This is a genomic window from Paraburkholderia caballeronis, from assembly GCF_900104845.1.
GTDB lineage: Bacteria > Pseudomonadota > Gammaproteobacteria > Burkholderiales > Burkholderiaceae > Paraburkholderia > Paraburkholderia caballeronis.
This window is the reverse complement of sequence record NZ_FNSR01000002.1, coordinates 1766350-1788620: the sequence shown is the minus strand read 5'-3', so window position 1 is coordinate 1788620 and position 22271 is coordinate 1766350. Positions and strand designations below refer to the sequence as shown.

The window sequence follows — 22271 nt, the reverse complement described above, 5'->3', positions numbered from 1 at the left end:
CGGGTGTCACCTTTTTGCGACAGTTCTTTTTTTTCAGTTCCGGAGTTTTAAGGGGGTACGTTATTCTCCACCGCGCAACAACTAGATTACCTATCTGCGTGGAGAAACTGATGAAAAAAATCACACTGTCTACCCTCTCGCTGGCCCTCCTGGCGGCCGCCGGCGCAGCGCAGGCACAGAGCTCGGTCACGCTCTACGGCGCGATCGACAACGGCATCCAGTACGTGAACAACAACGGTGGCCACAGCCAGGTCGGCCTCGCTGACAGCACGGTCGTGAGCGACCGCTGGGGCCTGAAGGGCTCGGAAGACCTGGGCAACGGCCTGAAGGCGATCTTCCAGCTGGAAAGCGGCTTCAGCGCAAACAACGGCAAGCTGGGTCAGAACAACTCGCTGTTCGGTCGCCAGGCCTATGTCGGCCTCGCGTCGGATCAGTACGGCACGCTGACGCTCGGTCGCCAGTACGACGCCGTGACCGACATGGTCCAGGGTCTGACGGGTGACGCATGGACGTACCTGTTCGCAACGCCGGGCGACGTCGACAACAACGACAACTCCTCGCGCTTCAACAACTCGGTCAAGTACCTGTCGCCGACCTTCGGCGGCCTGCAGGGCGAAGCCACGTATTCGTTCGGCGGCACGCCGGGTTCGGTCGGTGCGAGCCAAAGCTGGTCGGCCGCTGCAACGTACGGCATCGGCCAGTTGAGCCTTGCCGCCGGCTACCTCAGCATGCGCAACTCCAGCACCACGGATCCGGTGCGCAGCGGCTGGAACTCGGCAACGTCCAGCCAGGCTGGCACGGGCACGGTGTTCAACAGCAGCATCAACAGCGCGTTCGCGACCGCAGCTTCGATCGACATCGCGCAGGTCGGCGCTCAATACGTGTGGGGTCCGTTCACGGGCAGCATCCGCTACAGCAACGCGCTGTATCGTCCGGACGGCCAATCGGCGTTCACGAGCATCCAGCGTTACAACGTCGGTTCGGCACTGCTCCAGTATCAGGTCACGCCGGCCCTGTCGCTCGCGCTCGACTACGCCTACGTGAACGGCAGCGGCAACGAGTTTGCGAACGGCAGCAGCAGCCAGTCGTACAACCAGATCGGCGCAGGCGCTCAATACGGCATCTCGAAGCGCACGTCGTTCTACGTGGTCGGCGCGTACCAGCACGCCAGCAGCGGCCATACCGCATCGATCTCGTCGTCGGGCATCGACTCGTCGACGCAGAACCAGGTCATCGGCGTTGCCGGCCTGGTCCACAAGTTCTAATCGATCGGACATCCAGCTTCGGGTCTCGGCCCGAAGCGTCCGACACTTACAGCGCGCTTTGCGCGCTGTCTCGAACCAGCCTTCGGCGCAAGCCCTGGCTGGTTTTTTTATGGCCGGACCATACGCGTCGACAACCTCGAACATCGCGGATCAAGCACATAAAAAACGCACCGCCCAAACAAAAACCCCCGCGGACACAGGCCTGTGTCCGCGGGGGTTTTTCTTCATGACGGCCGCCGGCCGCGTCACGGCCAGCCGGCAACGACCGTCATCGATCAGCCAGCCGCTGCGTCCTTCAGCTTCTTCAGCGCGCGCGCCTTCACGCGGACCGACGCCGGCTTCGCCGGGAACCAGCGTTCTTCGCCGGTGAACGGGTCCTTGCCGAAGCGCTTTTTCTTCGCCGGCACGGCTTGCACGACGATCTTCAGAAGACCCGACAGCGTGAATTCGCCGGCACCCTTCTTGTGGACCGAACCAAGGATCGTGTCTTCCAGTGCGGCGAGCACGGCCTTCGCTGCCTTCGGCTCGACGCCTGCACGCTCTGCGACGTGCGTAGCCAGCGAGGCCTTCGTGAAGGTGTCCTTGATCGGCGACGGAACGCCGGACGCCTTCACGGCGACCTTCTTAGCTGCGGCAGCCTGCTTGGCGGGCGCTTTCTTGGCGGCAACCTTCTTGGCCGGTGCGGCAACCTTCTTGGCCACTTTCTTTGCGGAAGTCGGCATGTTTCTCCTACCAGTGTTGGTCATTGATCCATGAAGCACCTGCGGGATGCACGGGCTTCAACGGCGGATTCTACAAGCGCCAAAGCATTTTGCGTGACTCTTTTGCGCGCAGGACGCCAATTTGTTGCTCTGCGCAGACTGCCGATGCGTTTCGCAGCCTGTTTACAGGGGTAAACGTGACGGCGATGCCGTTCAGGCCTTCCATCACGCGGTATTACAGAGGCGCGGGAGCGCCGTCTGTTTCGCCGCGACGCGCCGCATCGCGACGGCGTTTCGTCGCGCGCACCGATCGCGCACCTGTCGCGTACCTTCCGCGCCCGCCTCCGCCGCAGCGACCCGCGCGCATTCCGAAGCATTCACGAAGCACGCAACTGCGCCGCGAGCGACGTCAGCGCGGCGTCGATCTGATCGACGCCGACCGCGCCATAACCGAACAGAAAACCCTGTCGCACGCGCGCTTTCAGATGAAACGGCTTCAGCGAATGCAGCCCGACCGATGCGCGGCGCGCCGCTTCGACGATCGCGGTTTCATCCAGCGGACCGACGACGCGCGTCGCGAGATGCAGCCCCGCCGTGTTCGGCGTCACCGGCGCGAGCCATTGCGCGAGCGGTCCGCGCAGATGCGCGAGCAGCGCATCGCGCCGCGCCGAATACGTCTGATGCATCCGCCGCAGATGCCGCGCGAAGTGGCCGTCCGTCATGAAGCGCGCGAGCGCGGCCTGGGTGAGCAGGCAGCCGTGACCGTCGCCGATCTGCCGCGCGCACACCAGCGCGCCGGCGAGCGTCGCGGGCGGCACCAGGTAACCGACGCGCAGATCCGGAAACATCGTCTTCGAGAACGTGCCGACGTACGCGACGAGGCCCGCGCGATCGAGGCTCTTCAGCGGCTCCATCGGCCGCCCTTCGAAGCGGTACTCGCAGTCGTAGTCGTCTTCGATCACGAGCGCGCCGCGCGCCTGCGCCCATTCGAGCAGTTCGACGCGGCGCGCGAGGCTCATCGGCATTCCGAGCGGGAACTGATGCGACGGCGTCACGTATACGATCCGCGCCGCCTTCGGCAGCTTCGCGACGATCAATCCTTCGTCGTCCACCGGCACCGGCACGACCTTCGCGCCGAGCGCGGCGAACGCCGCGCGAGCAGGCGGATAACCGGGGTCCTCGATCGCGGCGACATCGCCGGGCTTCAGCATCACGCGCGCGAGCAGGTCGAGCGCCTGCTGCGCGCCCTGCGTGACGATCACGTCGTTCCATTCGCTCGCGACCGCGCGGCTGAACGCGAGGTAACGCGACACCGCGAGCCGCAGTTCCTGCTCGCCGGCCGGATCGCGATAACGGCCTTCGCCGCGCGCCTGCACGCGCAGCGCGTCGTTCACGCAGCGCCGCCACACGTCGAACGGAAAACGCGACTTGTCGGTCACGCCGCCGACGAAATCGCACGCGACGCGCGCATCGGGCCGCGGCATCGGCACGCCTCCCGCATTCGCGCGCCACCACGGCTGCGCGAGCACCCCGCGCGGCGCACGGCGCGCATCGGTCGCCGCGCGGATCTGCGCGTTCGGATGACCGGCGCGCTGCGCGGGCAGCCGGTGCAAGCCGTCGGCGACGAACGTGCCCGCGCCGTGACGCGCGTGCAGGAAGCCTTCCGCGAGCAGCCGCTCGAACACGTCGAGCGTCGTCTTGCGCGACACGCCCAGTTGCTGCGCGAGATCGCGCGTCGAAGGCAGCCGCATGCCGCCCGCGAGCCGTCCGTCGACGATGCCCGCGCGCAGTTGCCGGTAGATCTGGCCGGCCAGATCGTGGCGGCCCGAAACGGTCACGTGAAGGTCCATCGGCGTCGATCGGCCGGCGCGCGGTGCGCCGGCGGCTCCAGAAAGTGGTTACCTGAAATACCCCCGCAGTGGCTATATGAACAGGCCAGTTGCGCGCCTAAGCTTACACCCGTGGTCTCCCGAAACGAATGCCCGACACCGGAGGTGATGCATGGAAACCCGTCTCGACTTCTACAAGGCGTGCCCCGAAGGCACGAAAGCGATGATCGCGCTCGAAGAGCACGTCAGCAAAAACTCGATCGAAAAGCCGCTCGCGGAACTGGTGCGGCTGCGCGCGTCGCAGCTCAACGGCTGCGCGTTCTGCGTCGACATGCACGCCACCGACGCACGCAAGGGCGGCGAAACCGACCGCCGGCTCGCGACCGTCAGCGTGTGGCGCGAAGCGCCGTTCTTCACCGAACGCGAACGCGCGGCGCTCGAATGGACCGAGTCGGTCACGCTGCTGGCGCAGACGCACGTGCCGGACGACGTGTGGGAACGGGTGAAGCCGCACTTCACCGAACGCGAGATCGCGGATCTGACGATGCTGATCGTCGCGATCAACGGCTGGAACCGCATCGCGGTCACGTTCCGCAAGATACCGGCTTGACCGGGCCTCCCAGACCTTCCCACGACCCGCGCGGCACGCGCAACCGTCCACCGACGATCCCGCCGCACTGGCAGTTTTTGCGACGATTCTGGCCGTCGCGCCGCGCGCGGCAACGCTACATTGGAGACCATTCGATCACCGGCCCTTCCAGTCGCGGCCACTTTCCTCGGGGGTTCGTCATGGCGCTTCAAATCGGCTTTCTTCTGTTTCCGCGCGTGCAGCAACTCGACCTGACCGGTCCGTACGACGTGCTCGCGTCGCTGCCCGATACGACCGTGCAGCTCGTCGGCAAGACGCTCGCGAGCGTCGCGTCGAGCACCGGCATGATATTGACGCCCGACACCACGTTCGACGACTGTCCGCCGCTCGACGTGATCTGCATTCCCGGCGGCGCGGGCGTCGGCGATCTGATGGAGGACGCGCAGACGCTCGCGTTCATTCGCGCGCAGGCCGCCCACGCGCGTTACGTGACGTCGGTATGCACCGGCTCGCTCGTGCTCGGCGCGGCGGGCCTGCTGCGCGGCCGCCGCGCGACCACGCACTGGGCGTTCCACGACCTGCTCGCGCCGTTCGGCGCGACGCCGGTCCGCGAACGCGTGGTCCGCGACGGCAACCTGTTTACCGGCGGCGGCATCACGGCCGGAATCGATTTCGCGCTGACGCTCGCGGCGGAACTCGCCGGCGAGTCCGCCGCGCAGGCAATCCAGTTGCAGCTCGAATACGCGCCCGCGCCGCCGTTCGACGCAGGCAGCCCCGATACCGCGCCGCAGGCAATCGTCGAGCTGGTGCGCTCGCGCTCGGCGGCGGCGCTGGCCGAACGCGCGCGGATCGTCGAACGCGCGGCCGCCGCGCTCTGAACCGCGCGGTCCGGCCCGGCGTGAACCGGCCCGGCGAGCCGCACCCTGCCGCGTCGCCCGCGCCGGTACCGGTTGCTTTCGCAACGGCCAGGGTTCTCCCTGTACTCCCACGACGCCGAGGATCGTATACATTGAGTGGCGAATGCGGCATTGCCGCATTCTTCTACAAGCCGTGAACAAACCCGCTCAACTATCAAGAGGGAAACTCGATGCGCTCCTCCGTCAGCAAGCTGACCATCGCCGCGGCCACCGCCGCCTTCCTGCTCGGCTCGGCGCTGCCCGCCGTCGCGCAGACCGCCGCACCCGCGCCGGACGCCACCACGCAGGCCGCCCCGGATGCACAGCCGACCACCAAGGCCGAGCAGAAAAAAGCGGCGCGCGCGCAGCGCAAGGCGGTCCGCAAGGCCGCCCGCGCGAAGAAAAACGCTGAACTGAAGAAGCTGGAAGACGCCGGCTACCGCCCGGCGACGAACGATCCGAACTACCCGGAAAGCATCCAGAACGCGCAGAAGAAGCTGAACGCACCGGCTGGCGCGAGCCAGTAACGGGCGCCTGGCGCGCCGGACCCTGGCGCGCTGTTGCCAGCGAACAGAGAACGGGCCGCATGCGGCCCGTTCTTTTTTGCGCGAGCGTGTCGGCCTATGCGCGATTCACGACGCCGTCACACTGACCCACCGATCTGCAACACGACTTCATGCTGCCACGATAACAAGCCCCGCGCACGCGCGATGTGCACGCCCGGCCACTTCGCATCGCGCCATGCGCGGGCATGGCTACTTCGCCGGCACCGGCGCAAGCGCCTCGTGCTGCGATTCGGTGCGCTGCTTCGCCTTGTGCACCATCGTGTACGCGTAGTCGACGCCCATCCCGTATGCGCCCGAATGCTCCTTCACGATCGCCATCACCGCGTCGTAGGTCTCGCGATGCGCCCAGTCGCGCTGCCATTCGAGCATCACCTGCTGCCACGTGACCGGCACCGCGCCGGCCTGCACCATCCGCTGCATCGCATAGTCGTGCGCCTCCTTCGACGTGCCGCCCGACGCATCCGCGACCATGTAGATCTCGTAGCCGCCCTCGTCCATCGCGCACAGCGCGAACGAGTTGTTGCACACCTCGGTCCACAGCCCCGCGACCACCACCTTCTTTTTCCCGTTCTTCGCGAGCGCGTCGCGCACCTTCTGGTCGTCCCACGAGTTCATCGACGTGCGTTCGAGCAGCGGATGCCCGGGAAACACGTCGAGCAGCTCCGGATACGTGAAGCCGGAAAAACTCTCTGACTCGACGGTCGTGATGATCGTCGGAATGTTGAACACCTTCGCGGCCTTCGCGAGCCCGACCACGTTGTTCTTCAGCACCTGGCGGTCGATCGACTGCACGCCGAACGCCATCTGCGGCTGATGGTCGATGAAGATGATCTGGCAGTTCGACGGCGTAAGCACTTCAAGCTTGGGATTGCTCATTGAGTGACCCTTCCGTGGTTCGTTGAGGGAGAACGGGTTCGACAGAAGCGGCATGCGTCGCGCGGAACCGCGCGCCATCCAGTCTAGGACACCGGCGCGCACAAGGAAAAAACGATTGACGGCGGCGACCCGAAAATTTCACGGGAAAGCCGGCTCGCGTTCATGCGCGCGTCATCGATTGCGGCTCTCCGCGCGTACGTCACGGGTTCTGGAAACGCCATCGTTTCTCATACCGGATCGAAGCGCCGAAAAAGGTTCGAAAACATCAGCAATGCGAATCTCATCATCTGCGCGACGAACGGGGTTCCCCCTTTTCTTCGCGAATCAAAACCGATACTCTTGCCCGTGTCGTCATTCGCTGGCCTGCACCTGCGGTAGATCCCGAGGCAATGGAACACGCATGCCGATTGCACCGGATCGCCACCGCATGGCTCACGCGACGCGGTCCGGCTGCCCACGCCGCACCGCTCGCCCGCATCCCGGCTCGCAGCACGCAGTCGCCTCACGCCGTCCCGGTCGGCCGCTTTCGCCGGACCGACCTTTCCCGCGACAACCCGAGGTCGAGCCGATGAAAATCTATCTGCTTTCGCTGCTCGCCGGCCTGCTGGTCGGCGTCATCTACAGCCTGCTTCACGTGCGCTCGCCCGCGCCGCCGCTCGTCGCGCTGGTCGGGCTGCTCGGCATTCTCGCGGGCGAACAGGTCGTGCCGGTCGCGAAGCAGATGCTGTCCGGCATCGGCTTTCACACCGCATGGCAGGAGTCGAAGTGCAATCAGCACATGTTCGGCGCGCTGCCCGGCCGCAACGCGCCGGACCCGACGGCGAAGACCTCGCGCGTCGCCGCGTCGGACTCACCGGAGAACCGCTCATGACCGCCGCATCCGCGAACGCCCCCGATCTGATCCTGCATCACGGCCGCTTCACGACGCTCGACCCGGGCGAGCCGGAAGCCACCGCCGTCGCGATCTCGCAAGGCCGCTTCAGCGCGGTCGGCAGCGACGCCGAGATCATGCCGCTCGCCGGCGGCGCGACGCAGTCGATCGACCTGCAAGGCCAGCGCGTGCTGCCCGGCCTGATCGACAATCATCTGCACATCATCCGCGGCGGGCTGAACTTCAACATGGAACTGCGCTGGGACGGCATGCGCTCGCTCGCGACCGCGATGGACATGCTGCGCGCGCAGGTCGCGATCACGCCGCCGCCGCAATGGGTGCGCGTGGTCGGCGGCTTCACCGAGCATCAGTTCGACGAGAAGCGGCTGCCGTCGATCGAGGAGCTGAACGCGGTCGCGCCGGACACGCCGGTGTTCATCCTGCATCTGTACGACCGCGCGATGCTGAACGCGGCCGCGCTGCGCGTCGTCGGCTACACGAAGGACACGCCGGAGCCGCCGGGAGGCGAGATCGTCCGCGACGGCCAGGGCAACCCGACCGGCCTGCTGCTCGCGAAGCCGAACGCGGCCATCCTGTACGCGACGCTCGCGAAGGGGCCGAAGCTGCCGCCCGACTATCAGCTGAATTCGACGCGCCATTTCATGCGCGAGCTGAACCGGCTCGGCGTGACCGGCGCGATCGACGCGGGCGGCGGCTTCCAGAACTATCCCGAAGACTATGAGGTGATCCGCAAGCTCGCGGACGCCGGCCAGTTGACGATCCGTCTCGCGTACAACCTGTTCACCCAGAAGCCGAAGGCCGAAAAAGACGACTTCCTGAACTGGACGAAGACGTCGAAGTACCACGACGGCACCGACTACTTCCGGCACAACGGCGCGGGCGAGATGCTCGTGTTCTCGGCCGCGGACTTCGAGGACTTCCGCGTCGCGCGGCCCGATCTGCCGGCGGAGATGGAGAGCGAACTCGAAGCGGTCGTGCGCGTGCTCGCGGAAAACCGCTGGCCGTGGCGTCTTCATGCGACCTACGACGAAACGATCAGCCGCGCGCTCGACGTGTTCGAGAAAGTGAATCGCGACGTGCCGCTCGCCGGGCTGCACTGGTTCTTCGATCACGCGGAGACGATCAGCGACCGTTCGATCGACCGCATCGCGGCGCTCGGCGGCGGCATCGCGGTGCAGCACCGGATGGCGTATCAGGGCGAATACTTCGTCGAACGCTACGGCGCGCAGGCAGCCGAAGCGACGCCGCCGGTCAGGCGCATCCTCGAAAAAGGCGTGAAGGTGTCCGCCGGCACCGATGCGACGCGCGTCGCGTCGTACAACCCGTGGGTCTCGCTTGCATGGCTGGTCGGCGGCAGGACGGTCGGCGGGCTGCGCCTCTATCCGCAGCGCAACTGTCTCAACCGCGAAACCGCGCTGCGGATGTGGACCGAGCACGTCACGTGGTTCTCGAACGAGGAAGGCAGGAAAGGCCGCATCGCGACGGGCCAGCTCGCGGACCTGATCGTGCCGGACCGCGATTACCTGACCTGCGCGGAGTCGGACATCGCCGATACGACGTCGCTGCTGACGGTCGTCGGCGGCAAGGTCGTTTATGCGGCGGGGCCGTTCGCGCCGCTCGACGCGCCGCTGCCGCCCGCGATGCCGGACTGGTCGCCGGTGCGCGCCTATGGCGGTTACGCGGGCTGGGGCGCGGCGCAGCGCGAGCGCGGCGCGCCGTTGCAGCGCGCGGCCGCGGCTTCATGCGGCTGTGCGAACGCGTGCGGCGTGCACGGCCACGCGCATGCGCGCGCGTGGTCGCGCGACGTGCCCGCGTCGGACCTGAAAAGCTTCTGGGGCGCGCTCGGCTGCGCGTGCTGGGCCGTCTAGCCGCACACGGGGTCTATGCGGGCATCGCAAGGCCGCGCCGGCGCGGCGCGGCCTTGCCCGTGCGCGGGCCAACGCCGGTTCACTCTGACAACAGGACTCGAACAATGCGCATCTCCTCCGCTTTCGCCGCGGCGCTCGCGAGCGCCAGCCTGCTAGCCGCATCGGGCGCACTCCCCCTTGCTGCGTTCGCGCGCCCCGCCGCCGCGCTGCCCGCCGTCGCGGTCGCGCCGCAGTACGGCACCACGCACGTGTATGTCGCACCCGACGACGTCGACCGTTTCGCGGCCGCGTTCGTCGCGACGTTCGGCGGCCAGAGTACGAAACAGGTCGTCGCGACGGTCACGCCGACGCCGAGCAGCACCACGTCGCAACTGTTGCAGACGCCGGTCGGCACCGTGTCGCTGTTCGGCTTCAAGACGCCCATTCCGTGGCCGTTCGGCGCGGAGCGCAACGGTTATCTCGTGACCGACATGGACGTCGCGGTGCGCGCCGCGCGCGCGGCCGGCGCGAGCGTGATCGTCGAGCCGTTCCCCGATCCGATCGGCCGCGACGCGGTCATTCAGTGGCCGGGCGGCGTGAACATGCAGATCTACTGGCACACGACGAAACCCGCGTATGCGGCGTTCGAGACGATCCCGGAGAACCGCGTGTACGTGGCCGCCGATCGCGTCACCGCGTTCGTCCATGACTTCGTCGCGTTCTCGCACGGCAAGGTCGAGTCGGACGACGCGCATGCGCCCGGCGTCGAGATCGGCCGGCCCGACGACACGTACCGGCGCGTGCGCATCGGGTCGCCGTTCGGCCGCGTGACGGTGCTCGTCACCGACGGGCATCTGCCCTACCCGTACGGTCACGAGATGACCGGCTACGAAGTCGCGAACCTGAACGACACGCTCGCGAAAGCGAACGCGGCCGGCGTGACCGTGCTCGTCGCGCCGTATCGCAGCGACGGCCGCGATGCCGCGATGGTGCAGTTTCCCGGAGGCTACATCGCCGAGATCCATGCGCGCGCGGCCAATCCGTAACGTCGCGCGACGCACCCGCGCGGCACACACGGCATGACGCCGCAACCACGATGCCGGCGCGCGGCGGCGCGCGGCCGGAGCGGCGCGCGATGACGGGCCGCGCGCATGCACGCCGCGCCGCGCGTTATGCGCGTTCGCTCGGCCCCGGCTGCGCGCTGCTGCTGTGCGCGGCCGCGCCGCTCCACGCGGAAGAAACCGACACGGTGCCGGTCGTGTCCGGGGTGCCGCAAACGCGCCCCGCGATCATGGCGAACCGCTGGCAGGAGAACTGGGCCGCGTTGTCGAACCCGGCGCTGCGCACGCAGCCGTTCGACTGGCTCAAGTACATTCCGCTGTCCGCGACCGATCCGTACAGCTACCTCTCGCTCGGCGCGACGCTGCGCGAGCGCTTCGAATCGTCGGATGCGTCGGGTTTCGGCGTCGGCGGCGTCGCGGGCGACTCCTATCTGCTGCAACGCTTCCAGTTCCATGTGGACGTGCATGTCGACCGCAACTGGGAACTCTTCACGCAGTTCGAGGACGTGCGCGCGTTCGGCAAGAACGTCGTCACGCCGGTGGACAAGAACCCGCTCGATCTTCGGCTCGCGTTCCTGTCGTACGTGAAGCCGCTCGACGCCGGCACGTTCAAGGCGCGCATCGGGCGGCAGGACTTCCTGTTCGATCTGCAACGCTTTGTATCGTCGCGCGACGGACCGAACGTGCGGCAATCGTTCGACGCGATCTGGGCCGACTGGGAATCGGGACCGTGGCGCTTCATCGGCTTCGTGAGCCAGCCCGTCGAATACCGCGACGTGACCGCGTTCGACGACACGTCGAGCGGCCGCATGCGTTTCCATACGTTGCGCGTCGAGCGCCACGTGTTCGGCTCGAACGAGTGGTCCGCGTACTACTCGCTGTACGAGCGCGGCAACGCGCGTTATCCGGACGCGAGCGGCAGCGAGCTCCGCAACGTGTACGACATGCGCTTCGCGGGCGCGGCGCACGGCGTCGACTGGGACCTCGAAGCGATGGGGCAGACCGGCGCGGTCGGCGGCAAGGACGTGCGCGCATGGGCCGGCGGCTCGCGCGTCGGCTATACGTTCGGCACTGCCGCATGGAAGCCGCGCATCGCCGTCCAGTTCGATGCGGCATCGGGCGACCGCCATGCGGGCGACGGCACGCTCGGCACCTTCAACCCGCTGTTCCCGAACGGCTACTACTTCACGCTCGGCGGCTTCACCGGCTATGCGAACCTGATCCACCTGAAGCCGTCGATCACCGTGAAGCCCGCGCCGAAGCTCTCGCTGATGGCCGCGGTCGGTTTCCAGTGGCGCGAGACAACCGGCGACGCGGTGTACACGCAACCGGCGGTCGCGGTGAACGGCACCGCGGGGCGCGGCAGCCTGTGGACCGGCGCGTACGGGCAGCTGCGCGCGGACTACGCCTTCAATGCGAACCTCACCGGCGCGGTCGAGGCGGTGTATTACCAGGTCGGCAGCACGATCCGCGATGCGGGCGGGCACAACAGTGAATATCTCGGCATCGAACTCAAATTCGGCTGGTAATTTCGCATCTGTAAATGCCGGGGCCGCATGGACTCAACGGGTCGCACCGCCTTGACTTTTCGATGCCTGCCATCTGAAATAGATGCGTTGTTCCATGATGATTAACTATGCAGATCAAATCGCGGGGTCATGCGATCGCACAGCAACAACGATCTGTTCGCTCGTCAGGGAGTCCACGCATGAACGTACCGAGGCAGGACACGCCCCCCCACCAGGCCGCCCCTTCTCCCGACAAACCACGCAAGACCGCCATCCCGATCGGACTCATTGCAGGCATCATCGCCCTCATCGTCGTACTGCTCCTCCCGCTGCCCGCCACGCTGCCCCCCGCCGGGCAACGGATGCTGGCAATCCTCGCGTTCGCGGTCGTCGTATGGCTCACCGAAGCGGTTTCGTATGAAGCGAGCGCGATCATCATCACGTCGCTGATGGCGTTCCTCGTCGGCACCGCGCCGAGCATCGACGACCCGAGCGTGATGTACGGCACGTCGCGCGCGATCACGATGGCGCTCTCGGGTTTCGCGAACTCCGCGCTCGCGCTCGTCACCGGCGCGCTGTTCATCTCCGCCGCGATGACGGTGACCGGGCTCGACAAGCGCATCGCGCTCGTCACGCTGTCGCTGATCGGCACGACGACGCGCCGCATCCTGATCGGCGCGGTCGCGGTGACGATCGTGCTGTCGTTCGTCGTGCCGAGCGCGACCGCGCGCAGCGCGTGCGTGGTGCCGATCATGATCGGCGTGATCTCCGCGTTCGGCGTGGACAAGCGTTCGAACATCGCGGCCGGCATCATGATCGTCGTCGCGCAGGGAACCAGCATCTGGAACGTCGGCATCCAGACGGCCGCCGCGCAGAACCTGCTGACCGTCGGGTTCATGGACAAGATGCTCGGCGGACGCGTCACGTGGCTCGACTGGCTGATCGCGGGCGCGCCGTGGTCGATCATCATGTCGGCGATCCTGATCGTGGTCGTGCTGAAGATGCTGCCGCCGGAAGCCGACTCGATCGCGGGCGGCAAGGAGGCGGTCGAGAAGTCGCTGCGCGACCTCGGCCCGATGACGGGACCGCAGAAGCGGCTGCTCGGCGTGTCGATCGGCCTGCTGGTGTTCTGGGCGACCGAAGGCAAGCTGCATCCGTTCGACACCACGTCGGTCGCCTACGTCGGCCTCGTGCTGCTGCTGTTGCCGCGCTTCGGCGTGATGGACTGGAAGACGGTGCAGAACCGCATTCCGTGGGGCACGGTGATCGTGTTCGGCGTCGGCATCAGCCTCGGCATCGCGCTGCTGTCGACGAAGGCGGGCCAATGGCTCGGCGACCTCGTCGCGCATCACACGGGGCTCGACAGCGCGTCGCCGTTCACCGCGTTCGCGATCCTGTCCGCGTTCCTGATCCTGATCCACCTCGGCTTCGCGAGCGCGACCGCGCTCACGTCCGCGATGCTGCCGATCCTGATCGCGGTGCTTCAGTCGATGCAGGGCGACTTCAGCCGGCTCGGCATGACGATGCTGCTCGGCTTCGTCGTCAGCTTCGGCTTCGTCCTGCCGATCAACGCGCCGCAAAACATGGTGTGTCTCGCGACCGATACGTTCACCGCGAAACAGTTCTCACGCGTCGGGATCGTGCTGACCATCATCGGCTACCTGCTGTTGATGCTGTTCAGCGCGACGTGGTGGCGCTGGCTCGGGTGGATCTGAACCTGCCGCATCGATAAGCACAGGGAGCTGCAATGGAAGTCACCATCGACGACGCGCGCCGTTTCGCGGCGGGCGCCCTCATGAAGCTGGCGGTGCCGGCCGACATCGCGGACGACGTCGCCGAGCATCTGATCGAATCCGATCGCGTCGGCTACGCGAGCCACGGCATGTCGATCCTGCCGCACTACCGGCGCGTGCTGACCGAAGGTTACGTCGCGTTCGACGGCCGGCCGGAACGCATCGTCGACAACGGCGCGCTGATCGGCTACGACGGGCACAACGGCTTTGGCCAGCACGTCGGCAAGGTCGTGATCGAAGACGCGATCGCGCGCACCCAGCAACGCGGGCAATGCATCGTCACGCTGCGGCGCAGCCACCATCTCGGCCGCATGGGCCACTACGGCGAACTGGTCGCGCAGCACGGCCTGGTGCTGCTCGCGTTCAGCAACGTGACGAACCGCTCGCCGACGGTCGCGCCGTTCGGCGGCACCGAGCCGCGGCTGACGACGAATCCGCTGTGCTTCGCCGGACCGCTGCCGGGCGGGCGGCCGCCGTTCGTCGTCGATATCGCGACGAGCGCGATGGCGGTGAACAAGGCGCGCGTGCTCTCGGAAAACAACCTGCCCGCGCCGCCCGGTTCGCTGATCGACGCCAACGGCCAGCCGACCACCGACCCCGGCGTGCTGTTCGCGGACCCGCCCGGCGCGCTGCTGCCGTTCGGCGGCCACAAGGGTTATGCGCTCGGCCTCGTCGCGGAACTGCTCGCGGGCGTGCTGTCCGGCGGCGGCACGATCCAGCCGGACAATCCGCGCCACGGCGTCGCGACGAACAACCTGTTCGCGCTGGTGCTCGACCCGCAACTGGACTTCAACCAGACGTGGCGCTCGCAGGAAGTCGAGTCGTTCCTCGCGTATCTGCTGAACTGCCCGCCGCAAGACCCCGCGCATCCGGTTCAATACCCGGGCGAATACGAAGCGGCGAACCGCGCGCGGCACGAGAAGACGATCGAGTTGCCGGAGTCGGTCAGGAAGCCGTTCGCCGACCTCGCCGCCGAACTGGGCATCGCGCCGCTCGCAGCGGTCTGAACAGCGAGGCGGAACGGCAACGCTCAACGACGAAGCCGACGGCGACTCCGAACGACGACGCGCTAGACGGCCACCGAGCCGACGTAGTTCTCGGCCATCGCGGTGGCCGCCGCGCGCGACGTCGTCACGTGTTCGAGTTCGGCCACCTGCAGGCGCTGCTCGAACGGCGACGCGTCGTCGAGCCGGTGCATCATCCGCGTCATCCAGTACGAGAAGTGCTCCGCGCGCCAGATGCGGCGCAGCGCGGTTGCGCTGTATGCGTCGAGCAGGTCGGTGCGGCGCTCCTTGTAGAACGCATCGAGCGCGCGGCTCAGCACGCGCACGTCGGACACCGCGAGGTTCAGCCCCTTCGCGCCGGTAGGCGGCACGATATGGGCGGCGTCGCCCGCGAGAAACAGGCGGCCGTGCTGCATCGTCGCCGATACGAAACTGCGCATCCCGACGATGTTCTTCTGGAAAATTCTGCCTTCGACCACATGGCGGCCGTCGCTCGAATCGACGCGCGCATGCAGCTCGGCCCAGATGCGGTCATCGGACCACTGATCGGCCGAGTCCTTCGGATCGCACTGGAAATACATCCGCTGTACGTTCGGCGAGCGCGTGCTGACGAGCGCGAAACCGCGCTCGTGGCGCGCATAGATCAGCTCGTCGGACGACGGCGGCGCTTCGACGAGAATGCCGAACCAGCCGAACGGAAACACGCGCTCGTAGTCGTTGCGCAGCGCGGCCGGAATCGCCGCGCGCGACACGCCCTGCGAGCCGTCGCAGCCGATCACGAAGTCGCAATGCAGCACCTGCGCTTCGCCGTCGTGCGTGAAGCGGATCGACGGCGTGTCGGTATCGACGCCGTGCAGCGACGTACCGGACACGTTGAAATACAGCGCGCCGTTCGCGGCGAGGCGCGCGGCGACGAGATCCTTCAGCACCTCGTGCTGCGCATAGACGGTGATCGACTTGCCGGTCAGGCCGGTCAGGTCGATGCGGCGGCGCTGGCCTTCGAACGCCAGTTCGAAGCCGTGATGCACCGCGCCTTCGGCCCTCATCCGTGCGCCGACGCCGGTTTCGGTCAGCAGGTCCATCGTGCCCTGCTCCAGCACGCCTGCGCGGATCGTCGATTCGATCTGGTCGCGGCCGCGCGCTTCGAGTACGACCGACTCGATCCCGCGCAGATGAAGAAGATGGGAAAGCAGCAGGCCCGCGGGACCTGCGCCGACGATGCCGACTTGCGTGCGCATTGCGATGTCTCCTATGCGAAATTGATTTTGCGCAAGTGTCGCTGCGAGCCGCCGTATCGCGCAACGCGATATCTCGAATAGGCATTATCCCGATCGCGAATAGCTGGTTGACGCGGGAATGCAGGCCTCGAAGCCTTCCACTCCCATGTCCCAAAATTTCCATGTAGTTGCAGAATTTGCGAGTGCCGACCGGAAACCGGGATAACGGCAACGGCCACGCGGCAGCCCTTGCGGAAACGCGCGGCGACCAGGGCAACGGAACGCGGCTTGCTATCGCGACGCGGTTTCCGATCCGACCGCTTTGCTTTCTCTCCGCTTTCTTGCCACGATGCCCATGCCGAATTTCCCGATGCCACGCCTCGAAACGACACGCCGCGTATCGCGCGCCCTGCTTGCGCTGATCGCCGCCGCATGCGTCGCCGCGCTGCCGCCGACGTCCGCCGCGCAGACGACGCAAGCGCCGGCCGCCGCCACGACGCCGCAGCAACAACAGGCCACACCGCAGCCGCCGTCCGACCTGTACGGCCAGCTTTATCGCGACGTCGAACTCGCGCAGGTCTTCGCGGACAGCAAGACCTTCGCGGACATGCTGCCGAACGTGCCGCCCGCGCAGATCGTCGCCGCCTATGACGACTTCCGGCAACAGAACCCGAATGCCGCCGATCCCGCCGCGCAGCAGGCCGCGCTCACGCAGTTCGTGAACCGCTACTTCTCGCCGCCGACGCACGCGGACGACCACTATGTTTCCGATCCGAACCAGGACGTCGTCGCGCACATCGACACGCTATGGAACGTGCTGATGCGCAACCCGGACGCGAACGCGAATCCGTATTCGTCGCTGCTGCCGCTGCCGCGACCGTACGTCGTACCCGGCGGCCGCTTCGACGAGATCTATTACTGGGACACGTGGTTCATCATGCTCGGCCTCGAAGCGAGCGGACGGCCCGAACTCGCGCGCGACGCGCTCGCGAACTTCGCGACGCTGATCGACCGCTACGGCCACATTCCGAACGGCAACCGCACGTATTACCTGAGCCGTTCGCAGCCGCCGTTCTTCGCGCAGATGGTGAGCCTCGTCGCGGAGCACGACGGCGACGCCGTCTATCTTCAGTATCTGCCGCAGTTACAGAAGGAATACGCGTACTGGATGCAAGGCAGCGAAGGACTGAAGCCGGGCGACGCCGCGCGCCACGTCGTCCGGCTCGCGGACGGCACGCTGATGAACCGCTACTGGGACGAACGCGGCACGCCCCGCGACGAGTCGTATCGCGAGGACGTGCTGACGTCGCAGGCGATGCCGCAACGCGATCCCGCCGACCTGTGGCGCAACCTGCGCGCGGGCGCGGAAACCGGCTGGGACTACAGCTCGCGCTGGTTCGCGGACAACCGGACGCTCGCGACGATCGACGTGACGTCGCTGGTTCCGGTCGATCTGAACTGCCTGCTCGTCGGACTCGAACGCACGCTCGCGAAAGCGTACGGCATCCAGGGCAACGCGCGCGCCGCCGCGCGGATGACGGAGCACGCGCAGCGGCGCGTCGCCGCGATCGACCGCGTGCTGTGGGACCCGCAGCTTCATGCGTTCGGCGACTACGACTTCGAGCATCGCACGCTCACGCACCGGCTCACCGCGGCGACGCTCTATCCGCTGTTCCTCGGCGTCGCGACGCGCGCGCAGGCGCGCGAAGTCGCCGCGTCGGTCCGCGCCGGACTGCTGCGTCCGGGCGGCCTCGCGACCACCCAGACGTCGAGCGGCCAGCAATGGGACGAGCCGAACGGCTGGGCGCCGCTGCAATACATCGCGGTGGCCGGGCTGCGCCGTTACGGCGACAGCGAACTCGCGCGGACCATCGCGACGCGCTGGATCGACACCAACCTCGTCTATTACCAGCGCACGCACAAGCTCGTCGAGAAATACGACGTGAGCGCGGCGGCCGCGAAGGCGTCGTCGGCGGGCGGCGGCGAGTATCCGTTGCAGGACGGTTTCGGCTGGACCAACGGCGTGCTGCGCGCGCTGCTCGCGATGTATCCGCAGACCGCGCCGGCCGTGCAGACGCAGCACTAGCGCGGCCGCGCCGCAGCCGCTGCGTCGAACCGCACGGCGGCCGCGCACGCAGCGGCGCGCGGGCCGGCGTACACTTTTCGGGCGCGGGCCGCGAGCGGCGCTGCGCTTCCCCGCAGCGTCACGCCATTGCCGGAGCCCTTCATGCGCCACGAAACGACCTTTCTGTTCGACCTCGACGGCACGCTCGTGGACAGCGTGTATCAACACGTGCTCGCATGGAAGGAGGCGCTCGACGCCGACGGCCTCGCGTTGTCCGTGTGGCGCATTCATCGCCGGATCGGCATGAGCGGCGGCCTGTTCCTGAACCAGTTGCTGCGCGAGACGCAGACCGAGATGAACGCCGAGCGCATCGAACGGCTTCAGCAGATGCACGCGGACGCGTACCGCCGCCTGAGCCATCAGGTGCGGCCGCTGCCCGGCGCGCGCGAACTGCTCGACGCGCTCACGCAGTCCGGCACGCGCTGGGCGATCGCGACGAGCGGCCGGCTCGCGACCGCGTCCGTGAACCTCGCGGCGCTGGGCGTCGATCCGGCCGTCACGACCGTCGTCACGCGCGACGAGGTGCGCCACGCGAAGCCGGACCCCGACCTGTTCATCGGCGCGGCGCTGCGGCTCGGCGTGCCGGTCGAAGAGACGGTCGTGGTCGGCGACAGCGTATGGGACATGCTCGCCGCGCGACGCTGCCGCGCGCTCGGCGTCGGCCTGCTGTCCGGCGGCTATGGGGCGGAGGAACTGGAGCGCGCGGGCGCGCTGCGCGTGTACGAAGACCCGGCCGACCTGCTGTGGCATCTCGACGAGGTGGCCGCGCGGCCCTGAACCAGTCAGCCGCGTCGGCCGCGCCGAACCGCCGGCGGCACGCCGCGCCAGGCACGCCGCTTGCTGCGGGACCGGGTTCGGACGGTCATGCGTCGCGGCCGTCCGACCCGCTGCAATGGCCGCGCCCCGTGCCACCCCCGTCCGGTGCACGGCACGCGCCATCGGCGTATGCTGACTGCGACCGCTTAAAAGAGACGGCCGGCTCGCGCCGCCGATCCGCGATGAACGCCTCTGCTCCCGCTCCCCGTGCGCAACCCGCGCCGCGCATCACCGTGGTCGTGCTGTCGCGCAATCACGTCCGGCAAACTGTCGATACGGTCGCGCGCCTCACCGCGCTGCCCGAAGCGCCTCGCGTGATCGTCGCGGACAACGGCTCGGGCGACGCCACCATCAGCCTGCTCGGCTCGCTGTTTCCGCAGGTGCGGATCATCCAGGGACTGCGCGACCTCGGCACCGCCGGTTTCAATCGCGCGATCGCGCTCGTCTCGACCGACTACGTCGCGTGCTGCGACGACTCCACCTGGTGGGCGCCCGGCGCGCTCGCGCGCGCGGTCCAGCTGCTCGACGCGAACCCGCAGGTCGCGGTGCTGAATGCGCGGGTCGTCGGCGACGACGAGCGCGAGATCCATCCCGGCTGCCTGATGCTCGGTGCGACGTCGCCGGGCGCGGACGGCCTGCCCGGCCCCGCGCTCGCGAACTACATGGCCGGCGCATGCATCCTGCGCACCCGCGTGTTCCGCGCGGTCGGCGGTTACGAGGAACGGCTCGCGGCCGGCGCGGCGGAAGAACTCGCGGCGCTCGACGTGCTGTCGGCCGGTCATTCGATCGTCTACTGCGAACAGGCGCTCGCGCATCGGCAGCCGCTCACGCGCTGGTTCACGCGCGCGCAGCACTGCGCGCTCGCGCGCAACTCCGCATGGGTCGCGTGGATGCGCCTGCCGGTGCGCGACGCGCTGCGCGCGACCGGCCACGCGCTGGCGGTGTTCGCGCGCCAGCATTCGCTCGGGCCGGCCGGCTTTTCGCTCTTTCGCGGCGCGTTCTGGACACTGTCGCGGCGGCGCGTCGTGCCGCCCGAAGTCGCGCTGCTGACACGCCAGGTGCGCCGCGCGGAGCGCAACGTCCGCACCGGCATCCCGGCGATGGCCGAGAAGCCCGACCGCTCGGGCCAGCGCGCGTGGTAGAGGCGGCCGCCCGCCGGCACTCGCGGCACGGCCATGCGTCGGGTACCATTGAATACCCCGATCGCGGCGCCCGCCCTCGCGCGCCGGCTTCGACCGGCAGTCACGGCGTCCCCCGCCGGCCCCGCAGACCATGACGACGCCCGAATCCGCCCTCGAATCGCGTAAGAGCCGCACGTCCGCGCCCGCCGGCACGGCCGGCACGCTCGCGACCGAGCGCCGTTTCGAGGCGCTCGTGCAGCCGATCGAGGACTACGCGATCTTCCTGCTCGACCCGACCGGCCACGTGCTCACGTGGAACGCCGGCGCGCAGCGCATCAAGGGCTACGAAGCACACGAGATCATCAGCCAGCATTTCTCGCTTTTCTACACGCCCGACGCGGTGCAGCGCGGCTGGCCCGATCACGAACTCGAACAGGCGGCGCTGCACGGGCGCTTCAAGGACGAAGGCTGGCGCGTGCGCAAGGACGGCGGCACGTTCTGGGCGAACGTTGTGATCACCGCGCTGCGCGAGCGCGACGGCACGCTGTCCGGGTTCGCGAAGATCACCCGCGACCTGACCGCCGAGCGCCGCCAGATGGAGGCGCTGCGTCTCAGCGAGGAACGCTTCCGGCTGCTGGTCGAGAGCGTCAGCGACCACGCGATCTTCATGCTCGATCCGAACGGCTTCGTCGTGAGCTGGAACAGCGGCGCGACGAACCTGAAGGGCTATCGGCCGGCGGAAATCGTCGGCCAGCATTTTTCGGCGTTTTATCCGCCGGAGGACGTCGCGTCCGGCAAGCCGGAGCGCGAACTGAAGGCGGCGGCCGCGCAGGGCCGCTGCCTGCACGAGGGCTGGCGCGTGCGCAAGGACGGCTCGATGTTCTGGGCGGCCGTCACGCTGACCGCCGTGCACGACGGCCACGGCCGGCTGAACGGCTTCGCGAAGGTCACGCGCGACATGACCGAAAGCCGCCGCAACGCGGAACTCGAACGTTCGAGCGAGCAGATGAAGCAGTTCCTCGCGATGCTCGCGCATGAACTCCGCAACCCGCTCGCGCCGGTGCGCAACGCCATCGCGATGATGCAGCTGGCGGGCGACGTGAGCCCCGACATCGCGCGGGCGCGCGACCTGATCGACCGGCAGATCGGCCATCTGACGCGGCTCGTCGACGACCTGCTCGACGTCGGCCGCATCACGTCCGGCAAGATCGAGCTGCGCGACGCGCGGCTCGACCTGCGCGACGTCGTGACCCGCGCGGTCGAAGCCGCGCAGCCGTTCACCGCCGCGCGCCGCCAGCGGATCGACGTGCAGATGCCCACCGCGCCGATCATGATGACCGGCGACGAAACCCGTCTCATGCAGGTGCTGCAGAACCTGCTGCACAACGCATCGAAGTTCTCGCCGGACGGCGGCCAGGTCGCGGTCGACGTGACGCCGGGCGCGCGCGCGGTGCAGATCCAGGTGCGCGACCACGGCCGCGGCATCCGCGCCGAGGCGCTCGAAACGATCTTCGGGCTGTTCAGCCAGGACAGCGTGATTCCCGGCCTCAACGACGGCGGCCTCGGCATCGGGCTGATGCTGTGCCGCTCGCTCGTCGAGCTGCACGGCGGCACGATCGACGCGGCGAGCGCGGGGCCGGGGCGCGGCAGCGTGTTCACGATCCGCCTGCCGCTCGTGCGCGACGGCGCGACGATGCCGGCGGCCGCCGCGCATCACGGCGCGCCGGCCGCGCTCGGCGAGTTGCCGCCGCTGCGCGTGCTCGTCGTCGACGACAACCGCGATTCGGCCGACAGCCTCGCGATGCTGCTCGAACTGAAGGGCCACGACGTGCGCGTCGCGTACAGCGCCGCGCAGGCGCGCGAGCAGGTCGAAGGCTTCACGCCGGACGCCGCGCTGATCGACATCGCGATGCCCGAGATCGACGGCTACGACGCGCTGCGCGAGTTGCGCACGCTGCCCCATCTCGCCGACACCGTGTTCGCCGCGATGACCGGCTTCGGCCAGGCCGGCGACATCGAACTCACGCGCGCGGCCGGCTTCGAGATGCATCTGGTGAAACCGGTGGACGTCGCGCTGTTCGACGAGGTGCTGACGCGCGCCGCGCAGCGCCGTTTCGCGCGCAGCATCGCGCATCTGCGGCCGTAGCGCCGCCGCGGCCGGCGCG

The 22271-nt window shown here is 68.0% G+C and carries 18 protein-coding genes; 14 read left to right on the top strand and 4 right to left on the bottom strand.

Translation table 11 applies throughout. From position 1 onward, the window contains the following. The first annotated feature begins 110 nt into the window (after positions 1-110). The gene (locus BLV92_RS24465) at positions 111-1265 is read left to right on the top strand and encodes a porin (protein ID WP_090550093.1); all 1155 of its coding nucleotides are present in this window, start codon (positions 111-113) and stop codon (positions 1263-1265) included. Between the two features lie 275 nt (positions 1266-1540). On the opposite strand, the gene BLV92_RS24460 is transcribed toward BLV92_RS24465, so the two are convergent. Both BLV92_RS24460 and pdxR read right to left on the bottom strand, forming a co-directional pair. After that, positions 1541-1987, bottom strand: a complete 447-nt coding sequence (locus BLV92_RS24460; protein ID WP_090550091.1) for an HU family DNA-binding protein — start codon at positions 1985-1987, stop codon at positions 1541-1543. Positions 1988-2343: 356 nt separating this feature from the next. Further along, positions 2344-3816, bottom strand: coding sequence for a MocR-like pyridoxine biosynthesis transcription factor PdxR (pdxR, locus tag BLV92_RS24455; RefSeq protein ID WP_090550089.1), 1473 nt, complete (start codon positions 3814-3816; stop codon positions 2344-2346). A gap of 151 nt (positions 3817-3967) precedes the next feature. On the opposite strand from pdxR, the gene BLV92_RS24450 reads away from it, so the two are divergent. The 3 genes from BLV92_RS24450 to BLV92_RS24440 all read left to right on the top strand — a co-directional run bounded on the left by BLV92_RS24450 (position 3968) and on the right by BLV92_RS24440 (position 5807). Beyond that, positions 3968-4405, top strand: a complete 438-nt coding sequence (locus BLV92_RS24450; RefSeq protein ID WP_090550088.1) for a carboxymuconolactone decarboxylase family protein — start codon at positions 3968-3970, stop codon at positions 4403-4405. Between the two features lie 179 nt (positions 4406-4584). Next, on the top strand, positions 4585-5262 hold the full coding sequence (gene inhA / locus BLV92_RS24445) for an isonitrile hydratase (RefSeq protein WP_090550086.1): 678 nt from the start codon (positions 4585-4587) through the stop codon (positions 5260-5262). Positions 5263-5471: 209 nt separating this feature from the next. After that, entirely contained in the window at positions 5472-5807 is a 336-nt protein-coding gene (locus BLV92_RS24440; RefSeq protein ID WP_090550084.1) for a hypothetical protein, read from the top strand. A 228-nt stretch (positions 5808-6035) separates the two neighbouring features. On the opposite strand, the gene BLV92_RS24435 is transcribed toward BLV92_RS24440, so the two are convergent. Continuing rightward, on the bottom strand, positions 6036-6722 hold the full coding sequence (locus BLV92_RS24435) for a hydrolase (RefSeq protein WP_090550081.1): 687 nt from the start codon (positions 6720-6722) through the stop codon (positions 6036-6038). Between the two features lie 568 nt (positions 6723-7290). Here BLV92_RS24435 and BLV92_RS24430 point away from each other — a divergent pair. From BLV92_RS24430 to BLV92_RS24405, 6 genes are all read left to right on the top strand, one after another. After that, positions 7291-7593, top strand: a complete 303-nt coding sequence (locus BLV92_RS24430; RefSeq protein WP_090550079.1) for a XapX domain-containing protein — start codon at positions 7291-7293, stop codon at positions 7591-7593. Next, on the top strand, positions 7590-9482 hold the full coding sequence (locus tag BLV92_RS24425; RefSeq protein ID WP_090550077.1) for an amidohydrolase: 1893 nt from the start codon (positions 7590-7592) through the stop codon (positions 9480-9482). The genes BLV92_RS24430 and BLV92_RS24425 overlap by 4 nt, the downstream gene beginning before the upstream one ends. Positions 9483-9586: 104 nt before the next feature. Then, positions 9587-10507: a glyoxalase gene (locus BLV92_RS24420; RefSeq protein ID WP_090550074.1), complete on the top strand. Its 921-nt coding sequence runs from the start codon at positions 9587-9589 to the stop codon at positions 10505-10507. An 89-nt stretch (positions 10508-10596) separates the two neighbouring features. After that, positions 10597-12051: an alginate export family protein gene (locus BLV92_RS24415; RefSeq protein WP_090551396.1), complete on the top strand. Its 1455-nt coding sequence runs from the start codon at positions 10597-10599 to the stop codon at positions 12049-12051. 179 nt (positions 12052-12230) lie between these two features. After that, positions 12231-13745: a DASS family sodium-coupled anion symporter gene (locus BLV92_RS24410; RefSeq protein WP_090550072.1), complete on the top strand. Its 1515-nt coding sequence runs from the start codon at positions 12231-12233 to the stop codon at positions 13743-13745. Positions 13746-13777: 32 nt separating this feature from the next. Next, complete coding sequence (locus BLV92_RS24405; protein ID WP_090550069.1) at positions 13778-14830, top strand: Ldh family oxidoreductase; 1053 nt, start codon at positions 13778-13780, stop codon at positions 14828-14830. Between the two features lie 62 nt (positions 14831-14892). Here the strand turns inward: BLV92_RS24405 and BLV92_RS24400 are convergent, their stop codons facing one another. Beyond that, positions 14893-16065, bottom strand: a complete 1173-nt coding sequence (locus tag BLV92_RS24400; RefSeq protein WP_090550066.1) for a 4-hydroxybenzoate 3-monooxygenase — start codon at positions 16063-16065, stop codon at positions 14893-14895. Between the two features lie 349 nt (positions 16066-16414). Here BLV92_RS24400 and treF point away from each other — a divergent pair, with 349 nt between their 5' ends. The 4 genes from treF to BLV92_RS24380 all read left to right on the top strand — a co-directional run bounded on the left by treF (position 16415) and on the right by BLV92_RS24380 (position 22252). Continuing rightward, complete coding sequence (treF, locus tag BLV92_RS24395) at positions 16415-18130, top strand: alpha,alpha-trehalase TreF (RefSeq protein ID WP_090551393.1); 1716 nt, start codon at positions 16415-16417, stop codon at positions 18128-18130. Positions 18131-18271: 141 nt separating this feature from the next. After that, positions 18272-18946: an HAD family hydrolase gene (locus tag BLV92_RS24390; protein WP_090550064.1), complete on the top strand. Its 675-nt coding sequence runs from the start codon at positions 18272-18274 to the stop codon at positions 18944-18946. 221 nt (positions 18947-19167) lie between these two features. After that, complete coding sequence (locus tag BLV92_RS24385) at positions 19168-20127, top strand: glycosyltransferase (RefSeq protein ID WP_090550061.1); 960 nt, start codon at positions 19168-19170, stop codon at positions 20125-20127. A gap of 130 nt (positions 20128-20257) precedes the next feature. Further along, on the top strand, positions 20258-22252 hold the full coding sequence (locus BLV92_RS24380; RefSeq protein WP_090550059.1) for a PAS domain-containing hybrid sensor histidine kinase/response regulator: 1995 nt from the start codon (positions 20258-20260) through the stop codon (positions 22250-22252). Positions 22253-22271 lie beyond the last annotated feature (19 nt).